We start from the raw sequence: 25,343 nt of genomic DNA on the forward strand, positions 1-25,343 counted from the left end.
CATCCGTCCCCACGGCCTCGGGGCCGAACTGAACGCGGGCCTCAACGCCGCCATGCTCGCCGGCCGCGCCCCCCAGGGGGCGGGCCCCCAACCACACCGCGGCCCCCCCGGCCCCGCCCGCCGGCAACCCGCCCCCCGCCCCCCCCCCCCCGCCCCCCCCCCCCCCCGGCCCCCCCCCCCGGGGGCTGGGCGCGTTTGGATCGCGGTGGCCGGGTATGCGCCGCACATGACATCCTTCTGGTCGACCGATGCCGTGCTGCCCACCCGACTGCCGCTGGCCGACGAAATCGACGTCGACACCGTCGTGATCGGCGCCGGCCTCGTCGGCCTGACGAGCGCGCTGCTCCTGGCCGAGCGCGGGCGGGCCGTGGCCGTTCTCGAAGCGCGCCGGGTCGGCGCCGTCACCACCGGGGCGTCCAGCGCCAAGATCTCCTTGCTGCAGGGCACCCGCGCCCAGGCGATCGCGAACCGGCACGGCACCAGGGCCCTGTCGCGGTATGTGACGGCCAATCGCGCCGGGTTCGACTGGCTGCTGGAATTCTGTGCCGCCCACGAGATTCCGGCCCAGCGCGTCCCCGCGATCACCTATGCGCAGCAACCGCGCGAATCCGCCGCAGTCCGAGCCGAATTCGAGGCAACCAGAGCCGTCGGCCTGCCCACCCAGCTGGTGGACGAGCTGGACGTGCCCTTCCCCGCGCACGGCGGTGTGCGGCTGCCGGAGCAGGCGCAGGTCGACCCCGTCGCCGTGCTCGCGGCGATGGCGGCCGACGTGGAGGCCAACGGCGCGCCGATCTTCGAATCGACTCGCGCGCACCGGCTTCGGCACCAGGGCGAGCGGGTCGTGGTGGAAGCCGGCAACGGGCAGGTGACGGCGTCGAACGTGATCGTCGCGACCGGCTCACCCGTCTTCGACCGACGCGGGCTGGCCGCCAGGCTTGTTCCCGAGCGGTCGTATCTCGCCGCGTTCGACGTGCCGGGCGCGGTGCCCGAGGAGATGTTCATCAGCGCCGGTTCGCCGACCAGATCGCTGCGCTGGGCGCCGACCGAGACCGGCCGGGTGCTGCTCGTCGGTGGCAGCGGCCACGTGGTCGGCCGGGCCGACGGCGAGGCCGCGCACGTCGCCGACCTGCTCAACTGGGCGAGGCGATGGTTCCCCGGCGCCGAACTCCGCGACCGCTGGTCCGCGCAGGACTATCACCCGATCGGCGAACTGCCGTATGTGGGACCGGTGGGTCCCGGCGGCGACCGGGTGCGGTGCGCGACCGGTTTCGCCAAGTGGGGGATGACCAACGGCGTGGCGGCCGCGCTCGCGCTGGTCGGCCATGTCGCCGGTACGCCGCCCGCCTGGGCGCGGGTCTACGACACCTGGCGCCCCGGCGTGGTGGGCACCCTGCGCGCGGGCGCGGAGGCGAATGCCACGGTGGCATGGCATCTTTCGTCGGGCTGGCTGCACGCGGTCGAGGGCGGTCCCCGCGTCCCACCGCGCGAAGGCGAGGGCCGCGTCGAACGGCACGGGCTGCACCCGACGGCCGTGTGCACCGTCGACGGCCGCACCGACGCCGTCTCCCCGGTGTGCACGCACCTGTGGGGCATCGTGAACTGGAACGACGCCGAGAAGACCTGGGACTGCCCTCTGCACGGCTCCCGTTTCGCGCCGGACGGCACCGTCCTCGAGGGCCCGGCGACGGCGCCGCTGTCGCCCCGCGACCTGTAGCCGCTGTTTCGGACCACGGTCACGAGGTATCGCCACGGTGTGACCGCCGGACGGTCACACGCATCGGTTACCGCATCGTCGAAGGAGGATTCATGGTTTCGCGGGACATCATCGCGCAGTGGCGGCAGGACATCACGACCGCAGACGATGCCGGTGACGAGGCCACGGCCCAGCGACTACGCGGGGAGCTCTCGACCGCGCTCGCAGGCAAGGACCGGGATCACGACCTGCTCCGCTTCGTCGAGACCTGCCTGAGCAACGCGCTGCGGATGGAACAGTTCGCCGCCGACGCGGACCGCGCGGGCGACAGCGAGGTAGCCGAGTTCTTCCGCCGGGCAAGGCACGAGAGCCACAAGGGCGCCGAGCGGGGCAAGGTGCTGCTGCGCCAGAGGTTGACCGGCGACTAGGCCGCCGGTCACCCGCGGCCGACGGCGAGATCGGCCAGCCGCGCCAGCGACTCCTTGTTCCGGGGTGTCAGCAGCACAGCTTGGGCAGCATGGGGGATCAGCCGCCCCGGCCCGCCGACGGCCTCCTCACTCATGAGGACCTGGCACGATGCGGGCCCGGTGGCGCGCAGTTCGAGCCGGACGACGGCCGTGCCGAGCGGCCACAATCGCGCACTCAGCTCGATACTCCACGGCGGATCGACGGCGCGCACCTCGGTGGTGTCCTGGAGGGTCAGTGGCCACGGCCCGACACTGTGATGGATGCGCGCGCCGACCCGCGGCCAGGCGTCGTCCACCGCGCGGATATGGGAAGCGCCGACCACCCAGCCGGCGTAGGACCACCCGTCGGCGATCACCGCGAAGACATCCTCCGCCGACGCGCGGATCGTGCTCGTCACCTGGACCATGTCGTCTCCTCTCGGTGGCAGGTCGCTGGGCGTGCATACCCCCTCCGATCACCTCGAATCCGCCCGCGTCCGAGAACCGTTTGCCCGGCGGCATGGCGGGTAGTGCGCACCGACGGAAGGTATCGATACGGGAAGGAGCAAGCGATGACCGCACCCGAGGAGAACACCGAGGACACCGCGGTCGACGACGAGTCGACGACCCTGGACCGCAGCGAGGAGACCGACGAGGATCAGCTGCGCCAGGACCCGCTCGAAGGCGCGATGGACCCGCCCGAGCACTGGACCGGCACCACCAGCTACGGCATGACGCCCCGCGAGGAGTCACAGCCACGCCCGCTGGACGAGCGGCTGGCCGAGGAGGAGCCCGATGTGGTTCCCGGCTCCGCGCCGCAGGCCCCCGGCTCGGCCCCGGCCGACATCGATACCGAGGGAGTGCCGACGCCCCCCGCGCCCGGCTACGAGGAAGACCTCGGCATCTCGGCCGACGTGGCAGGCGGCTCGATGCCGTCCGAGATCCGTCATCCCGAGCCGCCCGGCTGAGCGCGATCAACCGGTGTGAGCAGGCGAAAGGTGCAGTGCCACCGAGTAATTCGCTTCGGGTCCGCGAAAAATAGTCCGTGATCCGGGTTTGGCCGCCGGATGCCGGGTAGTGCCATCGTGTGGCCGCTACGACGACCACGTGCCAGAAAGCCAGACGACAACGAGGAGGGCGACATGCCTGATCCGAACAACCCTGGACAGTTCGGCAACCGAAACGACACGCAGGAGCAGGCCGCCCGCGGCGGCCAGGCCAGCAGCGGCAGCTTCGGCGAGCGCAACGCCGCCGATCCGCAGGCCGCGGGCCGCAAGGGCGCCCAGGCGCAGCCCACCGAGGCCAAGCGCGAAGGTGGCCAGCACAGCCACGGCGGACGCTGAGCGGCTCCAGCCACTCGGGCCCGGCACCCTGTGCCGGGCCCGACCCGGGTCCGGGGTCGGTGCCTTCCGCGTCGCGGGTCAATACAATCGGACGCACGAGAAAGGACCCGGGTATGGCTGAGCTCGTGTTCGGAATGAACCAGTCCCTCGACGGCTACGTCGATCACGACAAGTTCGCGCCCGATCCCACTCTCTTCCGACACTTCATCGAAGAGGCCCGGCAGCAGGTCGGCAGCGTGTACGGGCGCCGGATGTACGAGATCATGCGCTACTGGGACGACGACGACCCCGCCTGGGACGCGGACGAGCGCGAATTCGCGCAGGCATGGCGCGACCAGCGCAAATGGGTCGTCTCCCGCACACTGACCACTGTCGGCCCCAACGCCACCCTGCTCGGCGCCGACCTCGCGGGCGCGATCCGCGCGCTGAAGGCCGAGCACGAGGGCGAGATCGAGATCGCGGGCCCGAACCTGGCCCGCAGTGTCACCGACCTCGGCCTCATCGACGAATACCGCGTCTACCTCCACCCCGTCGTGCTCGGTGGCGGCGACCCGTACTTCGCGGGCCCTCGCCCCCCGCTGCGGCTGCGCACCGTCGATCGCATCGGTGCCGACGTCGTCAGGCTGAGCTACGTCCCGGCCTGACGACGGGCCCGGTCGAGTAGCATTTTTCGTCGTGTCAGGAACGCCGCTGTGACAGTTCCCGCCCCTGCGCCGCGACGGGTCACCCGCCGCCGCGTGCAGACCAGGGCGCGGATGCTCGAGGCCGCCTTCGACGTCTTCGCCGAGGTGGGCTTCGGTCGCTCGACCGTCGAACAGGTCTGTGAGCGAGCCGGATTCACCCGCGGCGCGTTCTACTCGAATTTCACCTCGCTGGAAGAGCTGTTCCTCGCGATGTGGGAGCAGCGCTCCGCGCAGCTGATCACCGATCTGCGCGAGGTGCTCGAGGCGCTGGAGGCCAGCGGCGTCGGCGAACTCGACGAGATCGTCGAACGCTTCGACCGCGCGGTCCCGATGGACGGCCGCTGGTACGGGATCACCGCCGAATTCACCGCCCACGCCCTGCGCAATCCCGAACTTCGCTCGGTGATGGTCGCCCGCGAACGGGCGATCGTCGACACCCTGCTCCCCATCCTGGAACCCCTGCTGCACCGCGCGGGCCGCACGATCCCCGACGCCGCGGCGTACGGCCAGGCACTCGTCGCCGCCCACGACGGCACCTCCGTCCAGGTGCTGATGGAACCCGATTCCCCCCGCGTCCGAGCCCGTCGCGTGGAACTGTTCCGCGAGATCACCCTGGCCTATACGACTCCCGCCGACGGCGCGTAGCCGCGGGCCTCACCCGGCCTCGCCGTCGCCGAGTTCGTCATCGGCGGTGATCAGGCGATCGTGCAGGGCTTCCTTTTCGTGCACCTGGTGGTCTTCGAGATCGAGGAATTCGGTGCGCGCGCCGATGGTGGCGCGGACGAGTTCGTCGAGTTTGATCAGGATCGCGTGGTTGGCGCGGTTGGTGGTGTGCTGGAGCAGGAACAGCATCACCACGCTGGTGAGTCCGGCGCTCGTGTAGACGGTGGTCTGCCACCAGATCGGGAACCCGGTCGCGACACCGGTGCCGAGCGCGCCGAGCGCGAGGACGAGCACGCCGATCCAGGTCCAGCGCGCCCCGGCCCAGTGCGTGGCGGCGTCCGGTATCGCCGAGGCGAGACGGCGAGCGTGCGCAGCGATCACAGCACGCGCTTACCCTCTCGCGCCGCGGCGAATCGCCGTTTCGTCCGAACCCGGGGCCGCCTGTCCCGGCCGCGCAGGCTCCCGGTCAGCAGCAGTCGCAGTCGTGCCCGACACCGGCCGTCGGTGTGGGGCAGCAGGGGTTCCCGCGCCAGGCGTTGACGCCCTCTTTCACCGCGATCGCCGCGATGACGAGCGCGGCGATCGGATCGGCGAGCGTCCAGCCGAGCAGGCTGTTGAGCAGCAACCCGACCAGCAGCACGGCCGAGAGGTAGGTGCACAGCAGGGTCTGCTGGGAATCCGCCACGGCCGAGGCCGACCCCAGTTCCCGCCCGGCCCGCCGCTGCGCGGCCGAGAGCACCGGCATGACCACCAGACTGGTCGCCGCCAGCGCGATGCCGATCCCGGAGTGCTCGGCCGCACCGACGCCGACCAGGGCGCGGACCGAATCGACGGTGACGTAGAGCGCGAGCGCGAAGAACGAGCAGGCGATGACGCGCAGCGCCACCTTCTCCCGCTGCTCCGGATCGCGGCCGGCGAACTGCCAGGCGACCGCGGCGGCCGACGACACCTCGACCACCGAGTCGAGCCCGAATCCGATCAGCGCGCCGGAGGAGATCCGCGTGCCCTCGGCGAGGGCGATGACCGCTTCGATCACGTTGTAGGAGATCGTCGCGGCGACCAGCCAGCGAATCCGCCTCGTCAGCAACGCTGTGCGCGTGCCGCCGACCGCGACCGGCGCGGGGAGGTCGTGAGCGGTCATCAGCAGCAGTCCTCGGTCCGGGCGTCGGGGCAGCAGGCCGGGTCGACCGCCAACACCAGGCCGAGCAGGTCCGCGAGCGCGTGACCGATGCGCGGGTCGGCCAGTTCGTAGCGGGCCCGTCGCCCCTCGGGCACGGCGACCACCAGCCCGCAACCGCGCAGGCAGGCGAGGTGATTGGACAGGATCTGGCGCGAGACCCCGATGTGTTCGGCCAGCTCAGCGGGATATCCCGGCGCCGTCCGCAGGTGGAGCAGGATCTGCGTGCGGGTCGTGTCCGACAACGCGTGCCCGAACCGGGCGAGCGCGTCGGTGTGAGCCACGGGTGGGGTGAGCATGGCCCAAATGTACAGCAGTTTCTGTATTCAGAAAATTATGGATTTTCGTACAGCTGGACGAATCGGCGCACCAGCGCGCCGGGATGCACCACGTTTCCCGACCGGGCGACCTGTTTGAGCGTCTCGGCCTCGCCGGGGTCGAAGTAGCCGTGGTGCTTGTAGGCATCGATCCGGGTGCTCATGCCGTGCGCGTCGAGCTCCGGATGGAATTGCGTGGCATACACGTTGGCGCCCACCCGGAACGCCTGGATCGGGCAGCCTGCCGAGGCGGCGAGCCGCTCGGCCTCCGCCGGGAGCTCGGTGACCGCCTCCTTGTGTCCGACGAACGCGTCGAACTCGGGCGGCAGCACGCACAGCAGCGGATCGATCCGGCCCGCCTCGGTCAGGGTGATGGTGGTGGGGCCGACCGGTTCGGGATGGGTCCGGTCGATGACCGCGCCGATCAGCGAGCCGATGACGCCGATGCCGAAACAGGCGCCGAGGAACGGGAAGTCCTGGCGCACCACGGCGGCGACGAGGTCGGCCAGCTCGGCTTCCACCCGCCGCTGCACCGGGGATTTGGTTTCGGGCGGGTCCGAGATGGTGAACGGGCTGCCGCCGAGGATGATCCCGGCGTAGTCGTCGAGGTCGAGGTCGTCGAGCGGGTCGCGTTCCAGGCGGTGCCGGCGCAGCCGGTGCGGTGCGAGCCCGCCGTAGCGGGCGAACGCGCGGTATTCCTGGTCGGCGGCCTCGTCCTCGGCACGTGTCGCCAGCAGCAGAAACGGCCTGCCTTCGTGGTCGCGCGCCCTCGCGTCGGTCATGCCAGACACCGTAGCCGCGCGGCGGGCGGGCGGAACCCTTCCGCGCCACCGCGACGTTCGGTGTCGAGGCGGTGGCGCGCCGGTCGGAACCGGTGGTTCAGGGCCGTCCGCTGACCGCGGCGGTGACGGCGTCGAGGAAGGGCTGACCGCCCATGGCGTAGCCGCCGGCGATCGCACCGAGCACGAGGCCGACCGGGCCGGTGATGATGCTGAGGAAGCCGAAGCCGAGGACGGTGCCGATGAGACCGCCCAGCACGCCGCCGGCCACGACGCCGACGATGTTGCGGTTGATCTCGTTCGTCAGCTGGGACATGGGGCTGATGGTCTGCAATTCGCCGATGTCCGAGGCGATCTCGTCGATCTCGGTGGCGCTCGCCCGCGGGGCGAGCACGAGGTGGCGGCCGTTGTCGGAGATCGTCTGCGCGACCCGCACGGTGGTGCCGGAGATGGTGTAGGCGAGCGGGATCCGGGTGACCTCCGCGCCGGAGTCGGCGATGAGGGTCACCGCCGTGTTGTCCGCGGTGGTGCTGAAGGTGCCACCGGTGACGGTGGTGGTCAGGACTCGGGAGAACTCGGTGAGGGTGGCCTCGTAGCGCACGGACTGGTCGATTCCGGAGGTGGTGGCCTGCGGGGTCGGTGTCTCCGGCTGCGCGGTGGCAGTGCCCCCGGTGATCGCGACGACGGCGCCGACGAGCAGGGCGGCAACGGGGGAGTAACCGAGCTTCATCAGGGAATTCCTTTACGCATCAGGAAGAACTACGCGGTCGAACGACGGTTCCGAGGGCACGAACCATGTTGTCCGCCAGAGAGATCGGGCAGACCCTAGCATCCCTTTCTCGCGAAGGGGAACCGCACGTATCTGGGCGCCGGACCAGTTTTTCCCTCTTTTAACCGGACCGGTTTCCGTTTAAAAAAGGTACGCGTTCACAATTCGACATTGTCCGGTTCGTCCGTGTAAGAACTGTCACCGAGTGGGATGCCGTCGGGGGCGTCCAGCGGATGAGAAGTGTAGGGACAACGCAGATGACGCGTCGGAGAAACTTGGCACTCGCCGGTGTGTCGATGGGGGCGGTTTTCGCCCTCGCCGGGACGTTCTACCTCGCACTTTCCGTCATCGTCGGGTTCGGTGCCGAGGAGCAGGGCTCGCCCGACAACGCCTCTGTCGCAAAGGCTTTGCCCACGGAGGTTTCACCGACCCAGCCGCTGGGAACTATGAACGAGGTTTCCGGCGGGGTGGCCTCCACATTGGGCAAATCCGCGACCGAGATCCCGTGGGTCGAATTCCGGGTCGGCGATTGTGTGGAAATGGGCGCGGGCCCCGCCGGTATTCAGCAAGCCGCCTGCGGAAACGCCAATTCCCGCTACAAAGTGGCGCAATTGGCGGCGGCCGGCGGGGACTGTCCTGGCGATGTCGACCACGAACATCCCCGGACATTGCCGGGCGGCGTGCGGCAAACCCTCTGCCTCGACATCGATTGGACCGTCGGCGACTGCATCGACCTGTCCGGCGGCGCGGGCCGGCACGTCGACTGCGCCGCCGACCTGCCCGGCCGCGTCCGTGTGCTCGAGATCCGGCACGACACCACCGACGTCAACGTCTGCACGGCGGGCGATCGCGGTGTCGTCTACGACCAGCGCCGCTACGTGGTCTGCGTCAGCACGCGCTGAATCGGGACGGTGCGGCATCGATCGGCCGCGAACCGTGGACGTGTCCTCCCCGCGGTGGGAAGCTCGAAGGAGCCGGATCCCGACCCGAGGGAGCGTGCGACATGGTGGACCGGACGAACGGAACGCCGCGACCGGAGACCATCCGGAACGTGGCCCTGGTCGGTAGCAGTGGTGCGGGCAAGACGACGCTGGTCGAGGCGCTGGCGCTGGCGACCGGGACGGTGAACCGGGCGGGCCGCGTCGAAGACGGGACCTCGCTGTCGGACTACGACGAGGTCGAACGGCGACAGCACCGATCCGTGCAGGTCTCGGTGGTCCCGGTGCTGTGGGGCGGGGTGAAGGTCAATCTGATCGATACGCCGGGATGTCCGGATTTCGTCGGCGAACTGCGGGCCGGGCTACGCGCGGCGGACGCGGCGCTGTTCCTGGTGTCGGCGGCCGACGGCGTGGAGGGCGTGGCGGGGGCGACGCGGGAGCTGTGGGCCGAATGCGCGCGGGTGGGCATGCCGCGGGCGATCGTGCTGACCCACCTGGACACCGCGCGGGCGGAGTACGCGGACCTGATCCAGACCTGCCAGGCACTGCTGACCGACGGCGCGAGCGACACCGTGCTCCCGCTGCATCTACCGGTCTACGGGCCGAAGAGCCCCGACGGGCACCGGCAGGCCACCGGACTGCTGGAACTGCTCGAGCGTCGAGTGGCCGACTACCGCGGCGGGCAGCGCGTGCGCACCGACCCCGACGCGGCCCAGCTCGCGGAGATCGACCCGGCCCGCGATCGGCTGATCGAGGCGATCATCGCCGAGAGCGAAGACGAAACGCTGATGGACCGGTACCTCGACGGCGAACCCGTCGAACTCGGCACCCTGGTCGAGGACCTGGAACGCGCCGTCGCGCGCGGCAGCTTCCATCCGGTGCTGTTCGCGGCGCCCGCGGCCGAGGACGCGGAGCAGGGCCTCGGCACGCTCGAAGTGCTGGAACTGGTCACCGCCGGCTTCCCGACCCCGATCGAACACCCGATGTCGGCCGTCGCGGTAGGCGACGGCGCGGCGCCCACCGCGCTGCGATGTGATCCGGCCGCCGACCTCGCCGCGGAGGTCATCCGGACCTCGTCCGACCCGTATGTGGGCCGGGTATCGCTGGTGCGGGTGTTCTCCGGCACCTTGCACAGCGACGACACCGTCCACGTCCGCGGAGCCGGGCACGATGCCGACGACCGGGTCGGCGGGGTCACCGCGCCACTGGGGAAACAGCAGCGGACGCTCACCGAGGCCGTCGCCGGGGACATCGCGTTCGTCAGCAAACTCGGCCACGCGGAAACCGGCGACACCCTTTCCGGCACCGGGCAATCCCTGCTGATCGAGCCGTGGAAGTTGCCGGAACCTCTACTGCCCGTGGCTATCCGGGCGCAGGGCAAGGCCGACGAGGACAAGCTCTCGCAGAGCCTGACCCGGCTCGTCGCCGAGGATCCCACCCTGCGGCTGGAGAACAACGAGCACACGCATCAGCTGGTGCTGTGGTGCCTGGGGGAGGCCCACCGCGAGGTGGCCCTGGAGCGGTTGCGTGGCCGGTTCGGGGTGCGGGTGGACGTGGAACCGTACCGGGTGGCGCTGCGGGAGACGCTCGCCGCGCCCGCCGAGGGACACGGCAGGCTGGTGAAGCAGTCCGGCGGGCACGGCCAGTACGCGGTGTGCCACATCGAGGTGGAACCGCTGCCGCAGGGGCAGGGGGTCGAATTCGTCGATCGCGTGGTGGGCGGCGTGGTGCCCCGGCAGTTCATCGGTTCGGTGGAGAAGGGGGCGAGGGCGCAGGCCGCTCGCGGTGTCACTCCCGGGTACCCGCTGGTGGATGTGCGAGTGACCCTGGTCGACGGCAAGGCCCACTCGGTGGACTCCTCCGACGCCGCCTTCCAGAGCGCGGGCGCCCTCGCCCTGCGCGACGCCGCGGACGCCGCGGGAACCCTGCTGCTCGAACCGGTCGCCGCCGTGCGCGTCACGGTCCCCGACGATCAGCTGGGCGCCGTCCTGGGCGACCTGTCCACCCGGCGCGGCCGCATCCTCGGCACCGAACCCGCCGACTCCGGCCGCACCCACATCCGCGCCGAGGTCCCCGAGCTCGAACTGAGCAGGTACGTCATCGACCTTCGATCCCTGACCCACGGCTCGGGCTCCTTCGCCCGCGCCTATCTGCGGCACGAACCGATGCCTGCCGCCGTCGCCGCCCGCGCCCGCAAGGAAGGCGCCGAGGCACCGGCCTGAATTCCCGAGAGCCTCGCTCGCCCACCCGCATCGGCCGTGTTCGCACGCTCATCGGCATGTTGCGGAATGGATTGGTCTATTGTGTCAATGTGAAATAGATCACAAAAGTTGCCGAAAATAGCGAGCAGCTATTACTAATATCCCGGTCGACATTCGAATTGGTCCGCGTCGGGGGGCAAAAGGTCGAGAGGGAATTCAATGTTCACGCGTTCAGCTCGCAACATTCTTCTCGGTGCGCTGCCGGTAATCGTGGCGGTCACCTTCGCTGGTAGTGGTCTCGCGTCGGCGGATGCCGCCGTCGATCAGCAGGCTCAGCCGGCCATTCAGGCCGATGGGTTCGGCACTGCCATCGCCCATTTCTCATTCGGATCCCCGGCTCCGGCGGATGTGGCGATTTCGCCGGAGGTCGAGTCCGCGGTGTCGCCGGTCGCCGAAGTTTCGGACGAAGTCACTGCCTCGGAGCCGGCCGCTCCCGTTGTCGCTGAGGTCATCCCGGAGGTGATCGACACCCCGCTGCACGAGGTCGCGACCGATCCGAAGGCCACGAATTCCGACCCGGTCGTCAACGGGGCCCTCGCCGGCGCCGGAATCGGCGCGCTCGCCACCCTGGTCAACTGCCTCCCGTCCGTCATCGTGCTCGGCGTGGGCTACCCGATCTGCCTGCTCCTCGGCGTCCTTCCCCACGCGGCCGTCGGAGCCGTCATCGGTGGCATTGTCGGCCACGCGAACCCCGAGGTCATCCCACAAGTCCTGCCCTGAGACGGCGGGTTACCGCGCTCCACTCGTGACTCCCGGTGCCGCTGCGAGGAAAAACGCAGTCGCGCCGGGAGTCTCGCTGTTATCCGGGGCCGGCCAGATCGTGTTTCGTGGGGATCCCGCGTGGCTAACAGTCCGCGTGAATGAACACCCGGCGGTTCCCCTCGCCGCCGTCATGGATCACGACATACCGTCGCGGATCCCGGTATCCCTCGACCGAATGCTCGTTCCCGCCATCGGTCGCCAGGGGATCGTTCATCCCGGTCGTTTCCCAGTAGGTCTTCCACGACGGCGGAACCCCCGGCGCGAATTCCGCGAATCCGGATCGTCGCTTGAACTCGTCGACCGAACCGACCGGAAGGTCGATCACCGCGACCGACGTCGATGCTCGGAAACGCGAGTCATGCTGGTACCACACGACTTCCGCGCCATCCGGTAACGGCAGGCTCGCGCACGTGGACAGGTGACTCACCTCCCCGTCCTGACCGGCGGAACACCCTCCGATTCCGACAGCGACCACGCACGAGGTGAGCAACAAGGAGGCAGACTTTCCGCCGACCCGTCTCATAGCTTCTCGACCTGCCTGAACTGGAGGGTGGCTTCGCCGTGGACGCGGAAACTTCGTGCCCAGCCGGCTTCCTCGAGGTGGCGCATCTCGTTGTTGACAACCCCCGCCGGACTGGTCTCGGAGTCCTTGTCGAAGTTGTAGAACTCGTAGACATAGCTCTTGTAGATGATCTCGGCCTGGAGGCCGCCGTCGACTTCAGAGACCGTGGTGTCGCTGCTGACCGCCACATCGTAGTGACCCAGCGCGTTGTCGATGTCGTCGTCATCGCCCGGCTGGACACCCAGCCATGCGGAAGTCAACTCCTGTGTGACACCGATCTGAGGGTTCTGGCGTGCCTGAGTCTTGATCTCGTCCAGGCAGAGCGCGACGGCCTGTCGTGCACCACGCGTGGCCATCACCCGATCGTAGTGGCCCGTACTGATTTCGTAGATGAAGCCCTCGTCGTTGTTTCCGAGGTAGGTGCCCAGGATGTCCTCGGAGAAATCCCATCCACGCAGGTCGAAATACGCCTGGGCCGAGGCGGCGTCCACACTGGCCGCGGCGGCGACCGTTTTGTCGTAGGCGCTGGTCTTCGAGGCGTACACCGCGCGGTCCGCGGGTAGCGGGGGATCAGGCGGGCGACGCAATGCTGCTCTCCCACCACACGTTGTTTCCGAACCCGTAACGGCTCGCGCCGAAGTCGACAACCACTTTGTCTGGTACCTCGTATTCGGCCTCGGAGAAGGTCGGGACCGTCTGCCCAGGCGAGTACGCGAGCGCCTGGCTGATCTTCCCGATCATGTTCGTGATCGCGTCGCGCCGGGCGTCACATGCCGCTTTCAGGGTGTCGACCGCCGACACGATCTGCGACTTGTAGGACTCGTTCATCGGTCGATCGATGAGTTGCGCCCACGCGCCGAGGGGAAGGGTGAAACCGAGGAAGCTCATCGACTGGGACAGCCCGCTGCTCCATCCCATGGCTTGGTTGTAGACCAGCCTTTCGAGGCAGACCCCACCGTTGGCGACGATCTTCGCCACGATGTCGAGGTCGGAGCTCCGGGTGGAGATGGCTTGCGCCAACGAGTTCGCGCTCGCGACGAAAGATGACGAGGACTCCCCGGTCCAGCTGCCTTGCAGCCATCGGACGCCGCCTGCCAGGTTCTCCGATGCCACGAAGTCGTTGATGCCGAGCTGTCGAATCCGGCTGCCCAAGGTGTCCAGGGTTTCCCAGTCCGCGGCCAGCGGGACGAGGTAGTCGGCGGTCGGCTTGATCCCGATCGCGCGGCTCAGCGGCTCGTCGAAATGGGCGAGCAGCCCGATCGCCGAGTCGACCACCGTGCGCACGATGAACCGACCGTCCTCGATCGTCGGCAGGGTCGGCAACTGGAGACCGGTGAATCGGGTGACTGCGCCGTCGCTCGGCGCGCCGCTGGTGCCCGGATCGTTCGGTATGGTTCCGGCGACCGATGAGATCGCCTGTGCGGACGCGTCGTCGGTGCTCTGGAGCTGCCGGGAGGCGGTGGCGAGGCCGGTGCCGTACGAGGCGAGATCGGTCAGATCCTGCTGATGGGCGGTGGTCAACGTGCCCTGAAAGTGCTCGAACGACGATGCCAGCGAAGCGAGCAGTCCGGTCGTTCCACTGGGCAGCGAGAGTTCCGGCAACAAGCGCGCGGCGTTGCTCGCGAAGTTCGATCCCAGGTCCCGCAGGTCCGATCCGAATCCGTCGAGGTTGCCCACCTGCACGGCGAAGTCGTTCATCTGTTCCCCCTCGGCGCAATGCTAGCAGCGTAGCGCCGGAGATTCGCCGAATGATCAAGCCCCAGTGGGGAACTGCGCTATGCCACCCACGCGGGTAAGCGGGCAGGGGGCTTCGGACGTCGATGTCGGGGGTCCGCGACGGCGCCGGGTGGGGCGCGGCGCCAGGTACGGCGGAGCCAACTGCCTGTTGTGCGCGAGGGGGGACTTGAACCCCCACGTCCGTGGACACCAGAACCTAAATCTGGCGCGTCTGCCAATTTCGCCACTCGCGCTGGATGTGTACGACCGTCCAAACTCTACCGGGCAAAACCGGCTACGCGAAGCGTGGGGGCGGCGTGGCGTACTCGTGGGTAACACGACCTGGGGTTATAACGATTCGGTAACTCCCAATGTGAGGGCCACTCATGTTTGCGAAGCGAAGTAACAGGCCTCACCTGCGGGTTCAAACGTGAGGGAGGGTCATGTTTCAGATAATTTCGGTACGGTCGTGCCGAAATACTCGGCGGTAGCTGGCGTGGGGGCGGGAAACGTGAGGCTTTCCTCATGATTTTGTGCGATCGTGGCTGCCATACAGGCCCGAGGGGCTGCCGGATACGTGTGTGGTCCGTCGGTGGGCGGAGCGCCAGGAGAAGGAAGTCGAGCGTCTTGACGATCAACGAGAGCACCGAGATGGGCCGCGGGGCGACCGCGAAAGCCGATGGTCGCGGCCAGGCGGCGGGTGTCCGCGCGCCGCTGCTCGACCAGCTGCGTGACGGGACGGGCTACGCGTTGGCGTTCGGTGGGCAGGGTGCGCAGTGGCTGCGCGAACTGGAGGAGATCGGGCGCGACAGCGCGCTCGAGTCCGAACTCACGGCGCTCGTGCGCGAGGCCGAGGCGCTGATCGAACCGGTCGCTGCGCAGTTGCTGGTGGTGCGTCCCGGTGGCTTCGATCCCATGGGCTGGATGCTGGAGAGTGAGCTGGACGAGCCGGAGGAGCCCTCGTCCGCGCCCGCCGAGTCGGTGCTGCGCTCGGCCGCGGTGTCGATGCCGGGTGTGCTGTTGGCCCAGCTCGCGGCCACCAGGGCGCTGCGGCTGCAGGGCCTCGACACCGCCGAGCACCCGCCGGTCGCCGTCGTCGGACACTCGCAGGGCCTGTTCGCCGCCGCCGCGGTCGAGGCCGGGGGCGCGCGTGACGCGGAGCTGCTGGCCATCGCCCAGCTCGTCGGTGCCGCCGCCGGTCTGATCGCGCGCAGGCGCGGGCTGATGCCGGTGGGCGAGCGCTCGCCGATGGTCGCGGTGTCCAACGTCGATCCCGAGCAGCTGCGGGCGATCGTCGCCGAGGTCGCCGAGGGTGTCGACCCCGCGATCGCCGCGGTGGTCTCGATCCGCAACGGCCGCAGGCGCGTCGTGCTCTCCGGCGCCCCGGCGCAGCTCGACCGCGTGCGGGCCAGGTGCGCGCAGCTGCACGACGAGCAGACCAAGGAGCGCGAGAACAAGATCCGCGGCGGTGCGGTGTTCGCGCCGGTCTTCGAGGACATCGCCGTCGACGTCGCCTTCCACCATCCGGCGCTGGCCGAGACCGTCGACCTGGTCGCAGGCTGGGCCCGCCAGTGCGAGCTCGACGCCGAGTTCGCCGCCGCGCTGACCCAGCAGGTGCTCGTCGACCCGATCGACTGGGTCGCCACCGTCGATTCCGTCGTCGAGGCGGGCGCGGAGTGGATCCTCGACCTCGGCCCCGGCGACCTGCTCTCGCGCGTCACCGGTGGTTCGCTCAAGGGCACCGGCGTCGGCGTGATCGCCGCCGCCACCCGCCCCGGCCAGCGCAGCCTGCTCACCCCGGGCGCGGCGCCCGAGCCGTCCACCCCGTGGTCGGCCTTCGCGCCGAAGCCGGTGCGGCTGCCCAACGGGCGCATCGTCGTCGAGACCGCGTTCACCAAGCTCACCGGTCGCTCGCCGATCCTGCTGGCCGGCATGACCCCCACCACCGTCGACGCCAAGATCGTCGCCGCGGCGGCCAACGCGGGCCACTGGGCCGAGCTGGCCGGTGGCGGCCAGGTCACCGAGCAGATCTTCGCCGACCGGATGACCGAGCTGCGTCAGCTGCTGCAGCCGGGCCGCGCGGTGCAGTTCAACTCGCTGTTCCTCGATCCGTACCTGTGGAAGCTGCAGCTGGGCGGCAAGCGCCTGGTGCAGAAGGCGCGCGCGGCGGGTGCCCCGCTCGACGGCGTCATCGTCACCGCCGGCATCCCCGAGCTCGACGAGGCCGTCGCGTTGATCGAGGAGCTGACCGAGGTCGGCATCAGCCACGTCGCGTTCAAGCCGGGCACCGTCGCCCAGATCCGGGCCGTGCTGCGCATCGCCGACGCGGTGCCGGACTACCCGGTGATCATGCACATCGAGGGCGGCAAGGCCGGTGGGCACCACTCCTGGGAAGACCTCGACGACCTGCTGCTGGCCACCTACGCCGAGCTGCGCGGCCGCGCCAACGTGGTCGTCTGCGTCGGCGGCGGCATCGGCACGCCCGAGCGCGCCACCGACTACCTGACCGGCACCTGGTCCACCACCCACGGTTACCCGGCCATGCCGCTGGACGGCGTGCTCGTCGGCACCGCCGCCATGGCCACCCTCGAGGCGACCACCGCCCCCGAGGTGAAGCAACTGCTCGTCGACACCCCCGGTACGCCCGACTGGGTCGGCGCAGGCACCGCCAGCGGTGGCATGGCCTCGGGCCGCAGCCAGCTGGGCGCCGACATCCACGAGATCGACAACGCCGCCTCGCGCACCGGCCGCCTGCTCGACGAGGTCGCCGGCGACGCCGAGGCCGTGGCGGCCCGGCGCGAGGAGATCATCGCCGCGCTCGACGCCACCGCCAAGCCCTACTTCGGCGATGTCGCCACCATGACCTACCAGCAGTGGCTGGAACGCTATGTCTCCCTGGCGGTGTCGAGCGAGGTCCCGATCTCCTTCGACTGCGGCTCCGACATCGGTGACGCGATCATCGACGCCACCCGCTCGGACTGGCTCGACATCAGCTGGCGCGACCGGTTCGCGGAGATGATGCGGCGCACCGAAGCCCGGCTGCACCCGGCCGACAGCGGCGAGATCGAGACGCTGTTCGCCGACGACGAGGCCTTCGAGCACCCCGTGCAGGCGCTGTGCGCGCTCAAGAAGCAGTACCCGGCCGTCGCCGAGACGGTGCTGCACCCGGCCGACGTCCCGTTCTTCGTCTCGCTGTGTAAGACCCCGGGCAAGCCGGTGAACTTCGTGCCCGTCGTCGACGCCGACGTGCGCCGCTGGTGGCGCTCGGATTCGCTGTGGCAGGCCCATGACCCGCGCTACTCGGCCGATCAGGTGTGCGTCATCCCCGGCACCGTCGCGGTCGCCGGCATCACCCGCGTCGACGAGCCGGTCGGCGAACTGCTCGACCGCTTCGAGCAGGACACCGCCTACAGCCTGGTCCGCGCGGGCGTCACGCCCGCTCCGGTCGACGCCCGCCGCGTCGCCGGTGTGGTCGCGGGCCCGATCGACACCGTGCTCGCCGCCCCCGACGTGCAGTGGGCGGGCCGCACCACGGTCAACCCCGTGCACCGGCTCGGTGCCGTCAGCGAGTGGGTCGTCGAGCAGGGCAGCGCGGTGCACCGCGGCACCGGCGCGACGCTGACCGAGACCACCGGCCCCGAAGCCGATTTCAGCTATGTCGAGCTGGCCGTGCCGCTGCTCGGCCGCGACGCGGTGACGATCCGCATCACCGTGCCGGTGAGCGTGTACTCCGGCGGCGCTCCGGTGATCACCGAGGCCGACGCCGAGACCGCCATGTCGGCGCTGCTCGGCGTGGCCGCCGGTCAGTCGCTGCCCGAGGTGAAAGCCGGTGTGGCGCACCTCAACCTGGCCTGGATGCCCGATCTGGTCGCCGACCACGCCGGTGTCACCGGCTCCGGCCTGCCCGACACGCTGAGCACCCTCGGCCGCACCGCGCCCGACGTGCTCGTCGGCGCCTGCTGGCCCGCGGTCTTCGCGGTGCTCGGCGCGGCCCGCACCGGCACCGGTGGCTCGGTCATCGAGGGCATGCTCGACCTGGTCCACCTGGACCACCAGATCGAGCTGCTGAACGAACTGCCCGCCGAGACCAGCATTCTCGTGGTGCGCGCCGAGAGCGGCGCCGTGGTCGACACCGACATGGGCCGGGTCGTCGAGGTGGCCGTGCAGGTCGGCCTGATCCTGGACCAGGGGCTGGAGCCGACCCCGCTGGCCCGCCTGGTGGAGCGCTTCGCGATCCGCGGCCGCAACGGCGCGGGCGAGCTCACCGATCCGCCGCGCGCGGCGGGCGCTGTCTCCGACGCCGCCGCCGACACCCCGCGCCGCCGTCGTCGCGACGTGAGCATGGCCGCCCCGCGCGCCATGCACGCCTTCGCCGCCGTCTCCGGCGACCACAACCCGATCCACACCTCCGACGCCGCCGCCAAGCTGGCCGGCCTCGGCAGCCCGATCGTGCACGGCATGTGGCTCTCGGCCGCCGCCCAGCACGCGGTCGTCGCCGTGGATCCCGAAAGCTCCGTTCCCGCACGCACTCTCACCGCCTGGACCACCCGGTTCCTCGGCATGGTCCGCCCCGGCGCGACCGTCGACGTGCGGGTGGAGCGGATCGCGGTGGACGCGGGCAGCGAGATCGTCGAGGTCTCCTGCCGCGTCGACGGTGACCTGGTCATGACCGCGACCGGGCGCACCGCCGCCCCGAAGACCGTCTACGCCTTCCCGGGCCAGGGCATCCAGCGCAAGGGGATGGGTCTGGACGCGCTGACCCGCTCGAAGGCGGCCAAGAAGGTCTGGGAGCGCGCCGACGCGCACACCCGCGAGGCCCTCGGGTTCTCGATCCTGGCGGTGGTGCGCGACAACCCGACCTACCTCAAGGCCCGGGGTGTCGAACACCGGCACCCGGACGGCGTGCTGCACCTGACCCAGTTCACCCAGGTCGCCATGGCGACCCTCGGTGTCGCCCAGGTCGCCGAGCTGCGCGAGGCCGGTGCGTTCGTCGAGGGCGCGATGCTGGCCGGTCACTCCGTCGGTGAGTACAACGCGCTCGCCGCCGTCGCCGGCGTGCTGCCGCTGGAAGCCGTGCTGGAGGTCGTGTTCCAGCGTGGTTCGGCCATGCACGAGCTGGTCCCGCGTGACGCGCAGGGCCGCAGCGACTACCGGATGGCCGCCATCCGCCCGTCGCAGATCGGGCTGCCCGACGCCGAGGTCATCGACTTCGTCAACGGCATCGGCGCGGCCACCGGAGAATTCCTCGAGGTCGTGAACCTGAACCTGCGTGGCTCGCAGTACGCCATCGCGGGCACGGTCGCCGGACTCGAGGCGCTCGAGACCGAGATCGACCGCCGCCGTGCCGAATTCGGCGGCAAGCGGGCGTTCATCCTGGTGCCCGGCATCGACGTGCCGTTCCACTCCTCGGTGCTGCGTGACGGCGTGCCGGAGTTCCGGCACAAGCTCGAGCAGCTGCTGCCCGCCGAGGTGCACCCGGAGGTGCTCGTCGGCCGCTACATCCCGAACCTGGTGCCGCGCCCGTTCTCGCTGAAGCGCGAATTCCTCACCGAGATCGCTGAACTCGTGCCCTCGGAACCGCTGGCCGCCGTGCTCGCCGACTTCGACAGCTGGACCCAGCGCGAGGCGGAGCTGTGCCGGGTGGTGCTGATCGAGCTGCTGGCCTGGCAGTTCGCCAGCCCGGTGCGCTGGATCGAGACCCAGGACCTGCTGTTCACCGACACCGCGCACGGCGGTCTCGGCGTGGAGCGCTTCGTCGAGGTCGGCCTCGGCGCCACCCCGACGGTGGCCAACCTGGCCTCGCAGACGCTGAAGCTGCCCGCGTTCGGCGGCGCCACGGTCGAGGTCGTCAACGTCGAGCGCGACGCCGCGGTCGTCTACGCCACCGACACCGATCCCGCGCCGGTCGAGGACGACGTCGAGGAGAGCACGGCCGAGGCGCCCGCCGCCGCTGCCGCTCCCGCCGCCCCGGTCGCCGCGGCCCCGGTCGCCACCGGTGGCCCGCGCCCCGACGACATCGCGTTCACCGCCGCCGACGCCACCCGCGTGCTCATCGCGCTGTGGACCAAGCTCCGGCTGGACCAGATCGGCGCGGTCGACACCATCGAGGGCCTCTGCGACGGCGTGTCCTCGCGCCGCAACCAGCTGCTCGTCGACCTCGGCTCCGAGCTCTCGCTCGGCGCCATCGACGGTGCCGCCGACGCCGACATGGGCGCCCTCGCGGCCACGGTCGAGCGCCTGGCCCGCACCTACAAGCCGTTCGGCACCGTGCTCACCGACGCCATCGGCGACCACCTGCGCAAGGTCTTCGGCCCCTCCGGCAAGCGGCCCGCCGCCATCGCCGACCGGGTCAAGAAGACCTGGGAACTCGGCGACGGCTGGGCCAGCCACGTCACCGCCGAGGTCTCCCTCGGCACCCGCGAAGGCGCCAGCGTGCGCGGCGGTGACCTCGGCGGACTCGTCGGCGGCGCGCTGTCCGACGCCGCCTCGGTCGATGCCGCCATCGACGCCGCCGTGCAGGCGGTCGCCGCGCGGCGCGGCGTCGCGGTCTCGCTGCCCTCGGCGGGTGGCGCGTCCGGCGGCACCGTCGACGCGGCCGCGCTCGGCGAGTTCACCGAGCAGATCACCGGCCGCGACGGCGTGCTCGCCACCGCGGCGCGGGTGATCCTCGATCAGCTCGGCCTCAGCGAGCAGGCCAGCGCTCCGGAGGCGACCCCCGACACCCTGGTCGACCTGGTCTCCGCCGAACTCGGCGCGGACTGGCCGCGCCTGGTCGCGCCCGCCTTCGACGCCCGCAAGGCCGTCCTCATCGACGACCGCTGGGCCACCGCCCGCGAAGACCTCGCGACCATGTGGCTCGGTGACGACGCCGCCACGGCCGAACAGTCGATCGCCGGCTACGTGGGTGCGGGCGAAGCGGTTGCCGCGCAGGCGAACTGGTGGCGGCAGCGGGCCATGAGCGAGGCGCGCTCGGTGCTGGCGGGGGTCTACGCGAAGATCGCGGAGGCCGCCCTCGACACCACCGACCCGGGCCTGTGGTCCGACGACGTCGCCGTGATCACCGGCGCCAGCAAGGGTTCGATCGCGGCCGCGGTCACCGGCAGGCTGCTCTCGGGCGGCGCCACGGTGGTGGTCACCACGTCCGGGCTCGACGACGAGCGGCTGAAGTTCTACCGCTCGCTCTACCGCGACAACGCCCGCCACGGCGCGGCGCTGTGGGTGGTTCCCGCGAACATGGCCTCCTACCAGGACCTGGACGCGCTCATCGAGTGGGTCGGGACCGAGCAGGTCGACAACGCGGGCGGCGCCAAGATCAAGACCAAGGACGCGATGACCCCGACGCTGCTGCTGCCCTTCGCGGCGCCGCGCGTCGCCGGTGACCTCGCCGACGCGGGCGCCCGCGCGGAGATGGAGATGCGGGTCCTGCTCTGGTCGGTCGAGCGGCTGATCGGCGGCCTGTCCGCCCTCGGCGCCGACCACGACGTCGACGCGAAACTGCATGTGGTGCTGCCGGGTTCGCCCAACCGTGGCCTCTTCGGTGGCGACGGTGCCTACGGCGAGTCGAAGGCCGCGCTCGACGCGATCGTCGCCAAGTGGAAGGCCGAGAAGTCCTGGGCCGCCCGGGTCACCATGGTGCACGCGCTGATCGGCTGGGTGCGCGGCACCGGGCTGATGGGCCACAACGACCCGATGGTCGAGGCCGTGGAGAAGGCGGGCGTGCACACGTGGTCGACCAGCGAGATGGCCGACGAGCTGCTCAAGTGGTGCACCTCGCGGGCCCGTCAGGTGACGGTCACCGGCCCGCAGCAGATCGACCTCACCGGTGGTCTCGCCCGCGCCAAGCTGGACCTGCCCGCGCTGGCCAAGCAGGCGCAGGAGGCCGCGGCCGCCGCCGAGGAGGAAGCGGTCACCGCCGCGACCATCGCCGCGCTGCCCGCGCCGCCCACCCTGAGCTCGGCCCTGCCGGTGCCGGAGTGGGGTGAGGTCACCGCCGATCTCAGCGACATGGTCGTGATCGTCGGCGCGGCCGAGCTCGGCCCGTACGGTTCCTCGCGGACCCGCTTCGAGATGGAGGTCGAGGACAAGCTCTCCGCCGCGGGCGTGCTCGAGTTGGCCTGGACCACCGGTCTGATCCGCTGGGAGAACGACCCGAAGCCGGGCTGGTACGACACCGAATCCGGGGACTTCGTGCCGGAGTCGGAGGTCGCGCAGCGCTACCACGACACGGTCGTCGAGCGCTGCGGTGTGCGCCGCTACGAGGACGACGCGGCCATGGTCGACAACGCCGCCCCGCTGCTGACCTCGGTGTTCCTCGACCAGGACCTGAGCTTCACGGTCGCCAACGAGGCCGAGGCGCGTGCCTTCCACACCGCCGATCCGGAGCACACGGTGATCACCCCCGTCGCCGATTCCGGCGACTGGACCGTCACCCGCAAGGCGGGCACCGAGATCCGGGTGCCGCGCAAGGCGAAGCTGTCGCGGGTGGTCGGTGGCCAGATCCCGACCGGCTGGGACCCCACGATCTGGGGTGTCTCCGCGGACATGGCCGCCTCGATCGACCGGGTCGCGCTGTGGAACATCGTCTGCACCGTCGACGCGTTCGTCGGCGCGGGCTTCAGCCCCGACGAGCTGATGAGCTGGGTGCACCCGAGCCTGGTGGCCAACACCCAGGGCACCGGCATGGGCGGCATGTCCTCGATGCGTTCGCTCTACGTCGACAACCTGCTCGGCGAGCCGCGCCCGAACGACATCCTGCAGGAGGCGCTGCCCAACGTCGCGCTGGCGCACGTGGTGCAGTCCTACGTCGGCAGCTACGGCGCCATGGTGCACCCGGTCGCGGCGTGCGCCACGGCGGCGGTGTCGGTGGAGGAAGCCGTCGACAAGATCAGGCTCGGCAAGGCCGAGGTCGTGGTCGCCGGCGGGTACGACGATCTCGGGATCGAGGGCATCGTCGGCTTCGGTGACATGTCGGCCACCGCCGACTCGGCGGCCATGCGCGCCAAGGGCATCAGCGACCGCTACTTCTCCCGCGCCAACGACCGCCGTCGCGGCGGCTTCGTGGAATCGCAGGGTGGCGGCACCGTGCTGCTGGCCCGCGGTGACGTGGCCGTGGAGATGGGCCTGCCGGTGCTCGGCGTGCTCGCCTTCGCGCAGTCCTTCGCCGACGGTGTGCACACCTCCATCCCCGCACCGGGGCTCGGCGCGCTGGGCGCCGGTCGTGGCGGCAGCGGGTCGCGCCTGGCCGCCGAACTGCGCAAGCTCGGTGTCACCCCGGACGACATCGCGGTGATCTCCAAGCACGACACCTCCACCGCCGCCAACGATCCCAACGAGTCGGAGCTGCACGAGCGGCTCGCGGGCTCGCTGGGCCGTACCGACGGTGCCCCGCTGTTCGTGGTCTCGCAGAAGAGCCTCACCGGCCACGCCAAGGGCGGCGCGGCGGCCTTCCAGCTCATCGGCCTGTGCCAGGTGCTGGAAAACGGTGTGGTGCCGCCGAACCGGAGCCTGGACTGCGTCGACGAGAAGATGCAGGCCTACCCGCACCTGGTGTGGGCGCGCGAACCGCTGCGCTTCGGCGAGAAGTTCGCGCTGAAGGCGGGTCTGGTGACCTCGCTCGGCTTCGGTCACGTGTCGGGTCTGCTCGCGGTGGTCCATCCGCAGGCGTTCCTGGCGGCGATCGAGCCCTCGGCGCGCGCCGACTACCAGGAGCGGGCGCAGGCGCGTCAGCTCGCGGGCAGGCAGCGCTTCGCCGAGGCCATGTGCGGTGGCGCGGCGCTCTACGAGAAGCCGGCGGATCGTCGCCTCGGTGCCGACGGCACCCCGGCCGAGCAGATCCGTCAGCTCGAGGCCGACATGCTGCTCTCGCCGGAGGCCCGGCTCGACAGCGACGGCCTGTACCGGGCGAACGGATGGGGTTGCGGCGCAGGACAGCTCGGTTCCGCTCCGCAGCCGACCGAAGCGTCGTAGGCTGCCGCTTCGTGACGATTCTCGGTATCGGTTTGGACTTGGTGACCATCTCCGAGTTCGCCGAACAGCTGCAACGGTCGGGGACGACGATGCTCAGGGAGAGCTTCACCGCTGGTGAACGCCGCTACTGCCAGAGCAAACAGACCGACCCCGCCCGCAGCTTCGCCGCACGGTGGGCCGCGAAGGAGGCGGTGCTCAAGGCTTGGGCATCGTCTCGCTTCGCGCGCAGCCCGCAGATCGGGGACAACCCGTATCCGCTGATCGAAGTCGTCAACGACGCCTGGGGCAGGCCGAGCATCAAGCTGCACGGCCTGGCCGCGGAATTCCTGCCTCGGGTGCGCGTCCACCTCTCGCTGACCCATGACGGCGACACCGCCGCGGCCATGGTGGTCCTGGAGGACCCGGGCGAGCTGGCCGACCTGATCGAGGGCAGGGAGACCACGCGCTAGACCATCGCGGACCGCTTACTTCTCGTGGGCGGTCCGCGATTCTTTTTCCGCCACCAGCAGGTACGCGACCATCAGGCGCTTGAGTTCGGCGACCGCGTCGGCGTTGGTCTGTTCGTCCTGGACGGAGAAGTTCAGCATCGAATACACCACGTGCACCAGCACTTCGGCCATCATCGTGCGCCGGGCGCGCGGGGTGCGCGGGGTGAGCGGCCGCAGCATCTGCGAGACGACCTCGGCGAACTCCTTCTCGTGCAGCGCGCCGGTGGCCCTGGTGGACGGGGTGGATTGCATGGCCAGCCACACCTCGCGCCGCGAGGGATCGGTGGTCCACAGGTTCGCCAGGTGGTCGACGAACTGATTCATGTGCCGCAGCCAGTCCAGCGAAGGGATCTCGCCGTGGAAGTCGGCCAGCTCGCGCGAAACCGCGACCAGGTCTTGCCGATTGAGCTCGCAGACGATTACGTACTTGTTGGCGAAGAACTGGTACAGCGTGCCGATCGGCACCTCGGCCCGCTGGGCCACCTCTTCACAGGTGAAGGACTCGAACCCGACTTCGACGAGCAGCTCCCGGGAGGACTGCAACAGCGCGTCGAACTTGCGCTTGCTGCGTTCCTGGGTCGGCCGCTTGCGGGGCATCAGCTCCTGCGGGTCGTCCTGCAATTCCAGCGCAGGGTCCAGACGGGTGTGCTTCGACCGGGCCTGCGCGTGTACCTCCACCCATCCAGGCTAGCGGTATACACAGTCCGGCGACATGCGTCTACCGACAGCGTGTCAACAACTGGGCGAAATTCCTCCCATCCGGGCGGAGGATGGTGACGA

Annotated in this window: 21 protein-coding genes and 1 tRNA gene; 11 read left to right on the forward strand and 11 right to left on the reverse strand. The window is 70.3% G+C overall.

The genetic code is table 11. The annotated features are described in order from the left end of the window. Window positions 1-226 precede the first annotated feature (226 nt). Window positions 227-1,714 (forward strand): FAD-dependent oxidoreductase, encoded by a 1,488-nt coding sequence (locus tag QH270_RS08090; RefSeq protein ID WP_280339884.1) that lies wholly within the window; start codon window positions 227-229, stop codon window positions 1,712-1,714. Between the two features lie 92 nt (window positions 1,715-1,806). Then, on the forward strand, window positions 1,807-2,121 hold the full coding sequence (locus QH270_RS34640; RefSeq protein WP_432420318.1) for a hypothetical protein: 315 nt from the start codon (window positions 1,807-1,809) through the stop codon (window positions 2,119-2,121). An 8-nt stretch (window positions 2,122-2,129) separates the two neighbouring features. Here QH270_RS34640 and QH270_RS08100 read toward each other — a convergent pair whose 3' ends face one another. Further along, window positions 2,130-2,567 carry an SRPBCC family protein gene (locus QH270_RS08100; protein WP_280339886.1) on the reverse strand — a complete coding sequence of 146 codons (438 nt, stop codon included), beginning with the start codon at window positions 2,565-2,567 and terminating at the stop codon, window positions 2,130-2,132. Window positions 2,568-2,711: 144 nt separating this feature from the next. Between QH270_RS08100 and QH270_RS08105 the strand changes: the two genes are divergently transcribed. The 4 genes from QH270_RS08105 to QH270_RS08120 all read left to right on the forward strand — a co-directional run bounded on the left by QH270_RS08105 (window position 2,712) and on the right by QH270_RS08120 (window position 4,810). After that, window positions 2,712-3,107 carry a hypothetical protein gene (locus QH270_RS08105; protein WP_280339888.1) on the forward strand — a complete coding sequence of 132 codons (396 nt, stop codon included), beginning with the start codon at window positions 2,712-2,714 and terminating at the stop codon, window positions 3,105-3,107. Window positions 3,108-3,281: 174 nt separating this feature from the next. Then, entirely contained in the window at window positions 3,282-3,482 is a 201-nt protein-coding gene (locus tag QH270_RS08110; protein ID WP_110041523.1) for a hypothetical protein, read from the forward strand. A gap of 113 nt (window positions 3,483-3,595) precedes the next feature. Continuing rightward, on the forward strand, window positions 3,596-4,126 hold the full coding sequence (locus tag QH270_RS08115; protein WP_280339890.1) for a dihydrofolate reductase family protein: 531 nt from the start codon (window positions 3,596-3,598) through the stop codon (window positions 4,124-4,126). 111 nt (window positions 4,127-4,237) lie between these two features. Beyond that, window positions 4,238-4,810 carry a TetR/AcrR family transcriptional regulator gene (locus QH270_RS08120; RefSeq protein ID WP_280339943.1) on the forward strand — a complete coding sequence of 191 codons (573 nt, stop codon included), beginning with the start codon at window positions 4,238-4,240 and terminating at the stop codon, window positions 4,808-4,810. Between the two features lie 9 nt (window positions 4,811-4,819). On the opposite strand, the gene QH270_RS08125 is transcribed toward QH270_RS08120, so the two are convergent. From QH270_RS08125 to QH270_RS08145, 5 genes are all read right to left on the reverse strand, one after another. Next, a complete protein-coding gene (locus tag QH270_RS08125) occupies window positions 4,820-5,209 on the reverse strand; it encodes a low affinity iron permease family protein (protein ID WP_280339891.1) in 390 nt (129 codons plus the stop codon). Window positions 5,210-5,294: 85 nt separating this feature from the next. Further along, the gene (locus QH270_RS08130) at window positions 5,295-5,969 is read right to left on the reverse strand and encodes a cation transporter (protein ID WP_280339893.1); all 675 of its coding nucleotides are present in this window, start codon (window positions 5,967-5,969) and stop codon (window positions 5,295-5,297) included. Further along, window positions 5,969-6,304: an ArsR/SmtB family transcription factor gene (locus QH270_RS08135; RefSeq protein ID WP_280339895.1), complete on the reverse strand. Its 336-nt coding sequence runs from the start codon at window positions 6,302-6,304 to the stop codon at window positions 5,969-5,971. Before QH270_RS08135 ends, QH270_RS08130 begins: the two co-directional genes overlap by 1 nt. Before the next feature lie 35 nt (window positions 6,305-6,339). After that, entirely contained in the window at window positions 6,340-7,104 is a 765-nt protein-coding gene (locus QH270_RS08140) for a glutamine amidotransferase (RefSeq protein ID WP_280339896.1), read from the reverse strand. A 97-nt stretch (window positions 7,105-7,201) separates the two neighbouring features. Continuing rightward, window positions 7,202-7,831 (reverse strand): hypothetical protein, encoded by a 630-nt coding sequence (locus tag QH270_RS08145; protein ID WP_280339897.1) that lies wholly within the window; start codon window positions 7,829-7,831, stop codon window positions 7,202-7,204. A 296-nt stretch (window positions 7,832-8,127) separates the two neighbouring features. Between QH270_RS08145 and QH270_RS08150 the strand changes: the two genes are divergently transcribed. The 3 genes from QH270_RS08150 to QH270_RS08160 all read left to right on the forward strand — a co-directional run bounded on the left by QH270_RS08150 (window position 8,128) and on the right by QH270_RS08160 (window position 11,789). After that, window positions 8,128-8,772 carry an LppU/SCO3897 family protein gene (locus tag QH270_RS08150; protein WP_280339898.1) on the forward strand — a complete coding sequence of 215 codons (645 nt, stop codon included), beginning with the start codon at window positions 8,128-8,130 and terminating at the stop codon, window positions 8,770-8,772. A gap of 101 nt (window positions 8,773-8,873) precedes the next feature. Next, window positions 8,874-11,030, forward strand: coding sequence for an elongation factor G-like protein EF-G2 (locus tag QH270_RS08155; RefSeq protein WP_280339899.1), 2,157 nt, complete (start codon window positions 8,874-8,876; stop codon window positions 11,028-11,030). A gap of 198 nt (window positions 11,031-11,228) precedes the next feature. Continuing rightward, window positions 11,229-11,789 (forward strand): hypothetical protein, encoded by a 561-nt coding sequence (locus QH270_RS08160; RefSeq protein ID WP_280339900.1) that lies wholly within the window; start codon window positions 11,229-11,231, stop codon window positions 11,787-11,789. A 124-nt stretch (window positions 11,790-11,913) separates the two neighbouring features. Here QH270_RS08160 and QH270_RS08165 read toward each other — a convergent pair whose 3' ends face one another. From QH270_RS08165 to QH270_RS08180, 4 genes are all read right to left on the reverse strand, one after another. After that, on the reverse strand, window positions 11,914-12,354 hold the full coding sequence (locus QH270_RS08165) for a hypothetical protein (RefSeq protein WP_280339901.1): 441 nt from the start codon (window positions 12,352-12,354) through the stop codon (window positions 11,914-11,916). After that, a complete protein-coding gene (locus QH270_RS08170; RefSeq protein WP_280339902.1) occupies window positions 12,351-12,938 on the reverse strand; it encodes a hypothetical protein in 588 nt (195 codons plus the stop codon). Before QH270_RS08170 ends, QH270_RS08165 begins: the two co-directional genes overlap by 4 nt. A 25-nt stretch (window positions 12,939-12,963) precedes the next feature. Continuing rightward, window positions 12,964-14,091, reverse strand: coding sequence for a hypothetical protein (locus QH270_RS08175; RefSeq protein WP_280339903.1), 1,128 nt, complete (start codon window positions 14,089-14,091; stop codon window positions 12,964-12,966). Window positions 14,092-14,281: 190 nt separating this feature from the next. Next, window positions 14,282-14,363: transfer RNA gene (locus QH270_RS08180), tRNA-Leu, on the reverse strand. Between the two features lie 373 nt (window positions 14,364-14,736). Between QH270_RS08180 and QH270_RS08185 the strand changes: the two genes are divergently transcribed. Together QH270_RS08185 and acpS are read left to right on the forward strand one after the other, a co-directional pair. Continuing rightward, complete coding sequence (locus QH270_RS08185; RefSeq protein ID WP_280339904.1) at window positions 14,737-24,075, forward strand: type I polyketide synthase; 9,339 nt, start codon at window positions 14,737-14,739, stop codon at window positions 24,073-24,075. A gap of 11 nt (window positions 24,076-24,086) precedes the next feature. Further along, window positions 24,087-24,524: a holo-ACP synthase AcpS gene (acpS, locus tag QH270_RS08190; RefSeq protein ID WP_110039378.1), complete on the forward strand. Its 438-nt coding sequence runs from the start codon at window positions 24,087-24,089 to the stop codon at window positions 24,522-24,524. A gap of 15 nt (window positions 24,525-24,539) precedes the next feature. Here acpS and QH270_RS08195 read toward each other — a convergent pair whose 3' ends face one another. Beyond that, window positions 24,540-25,160 (reverse strand): TetR/AcrR family transcriptional regulator, encoded by a 621-nt coding sequence (locus QH270_RS08195; protein ID WP_233001701.1) that lies wholly within the window; start codon window positions 25,158-25,160, stop codon window positions 24,540-24,542. Between the last annotated feature and the right edge of the window lie 183 nt (window positions 25,161-25,343).

Source organism: Nocardia neocaledoniensis (assembly GCF_029868625.1).
In the GTDB taxonomy this organism is placed as follows: Bacteria; Actinomycetota; Actinomycetes; order Mycobacteriales; family Mycobacteriaceae; genus Nocardia; species Nocardia neocaledoniensis_A.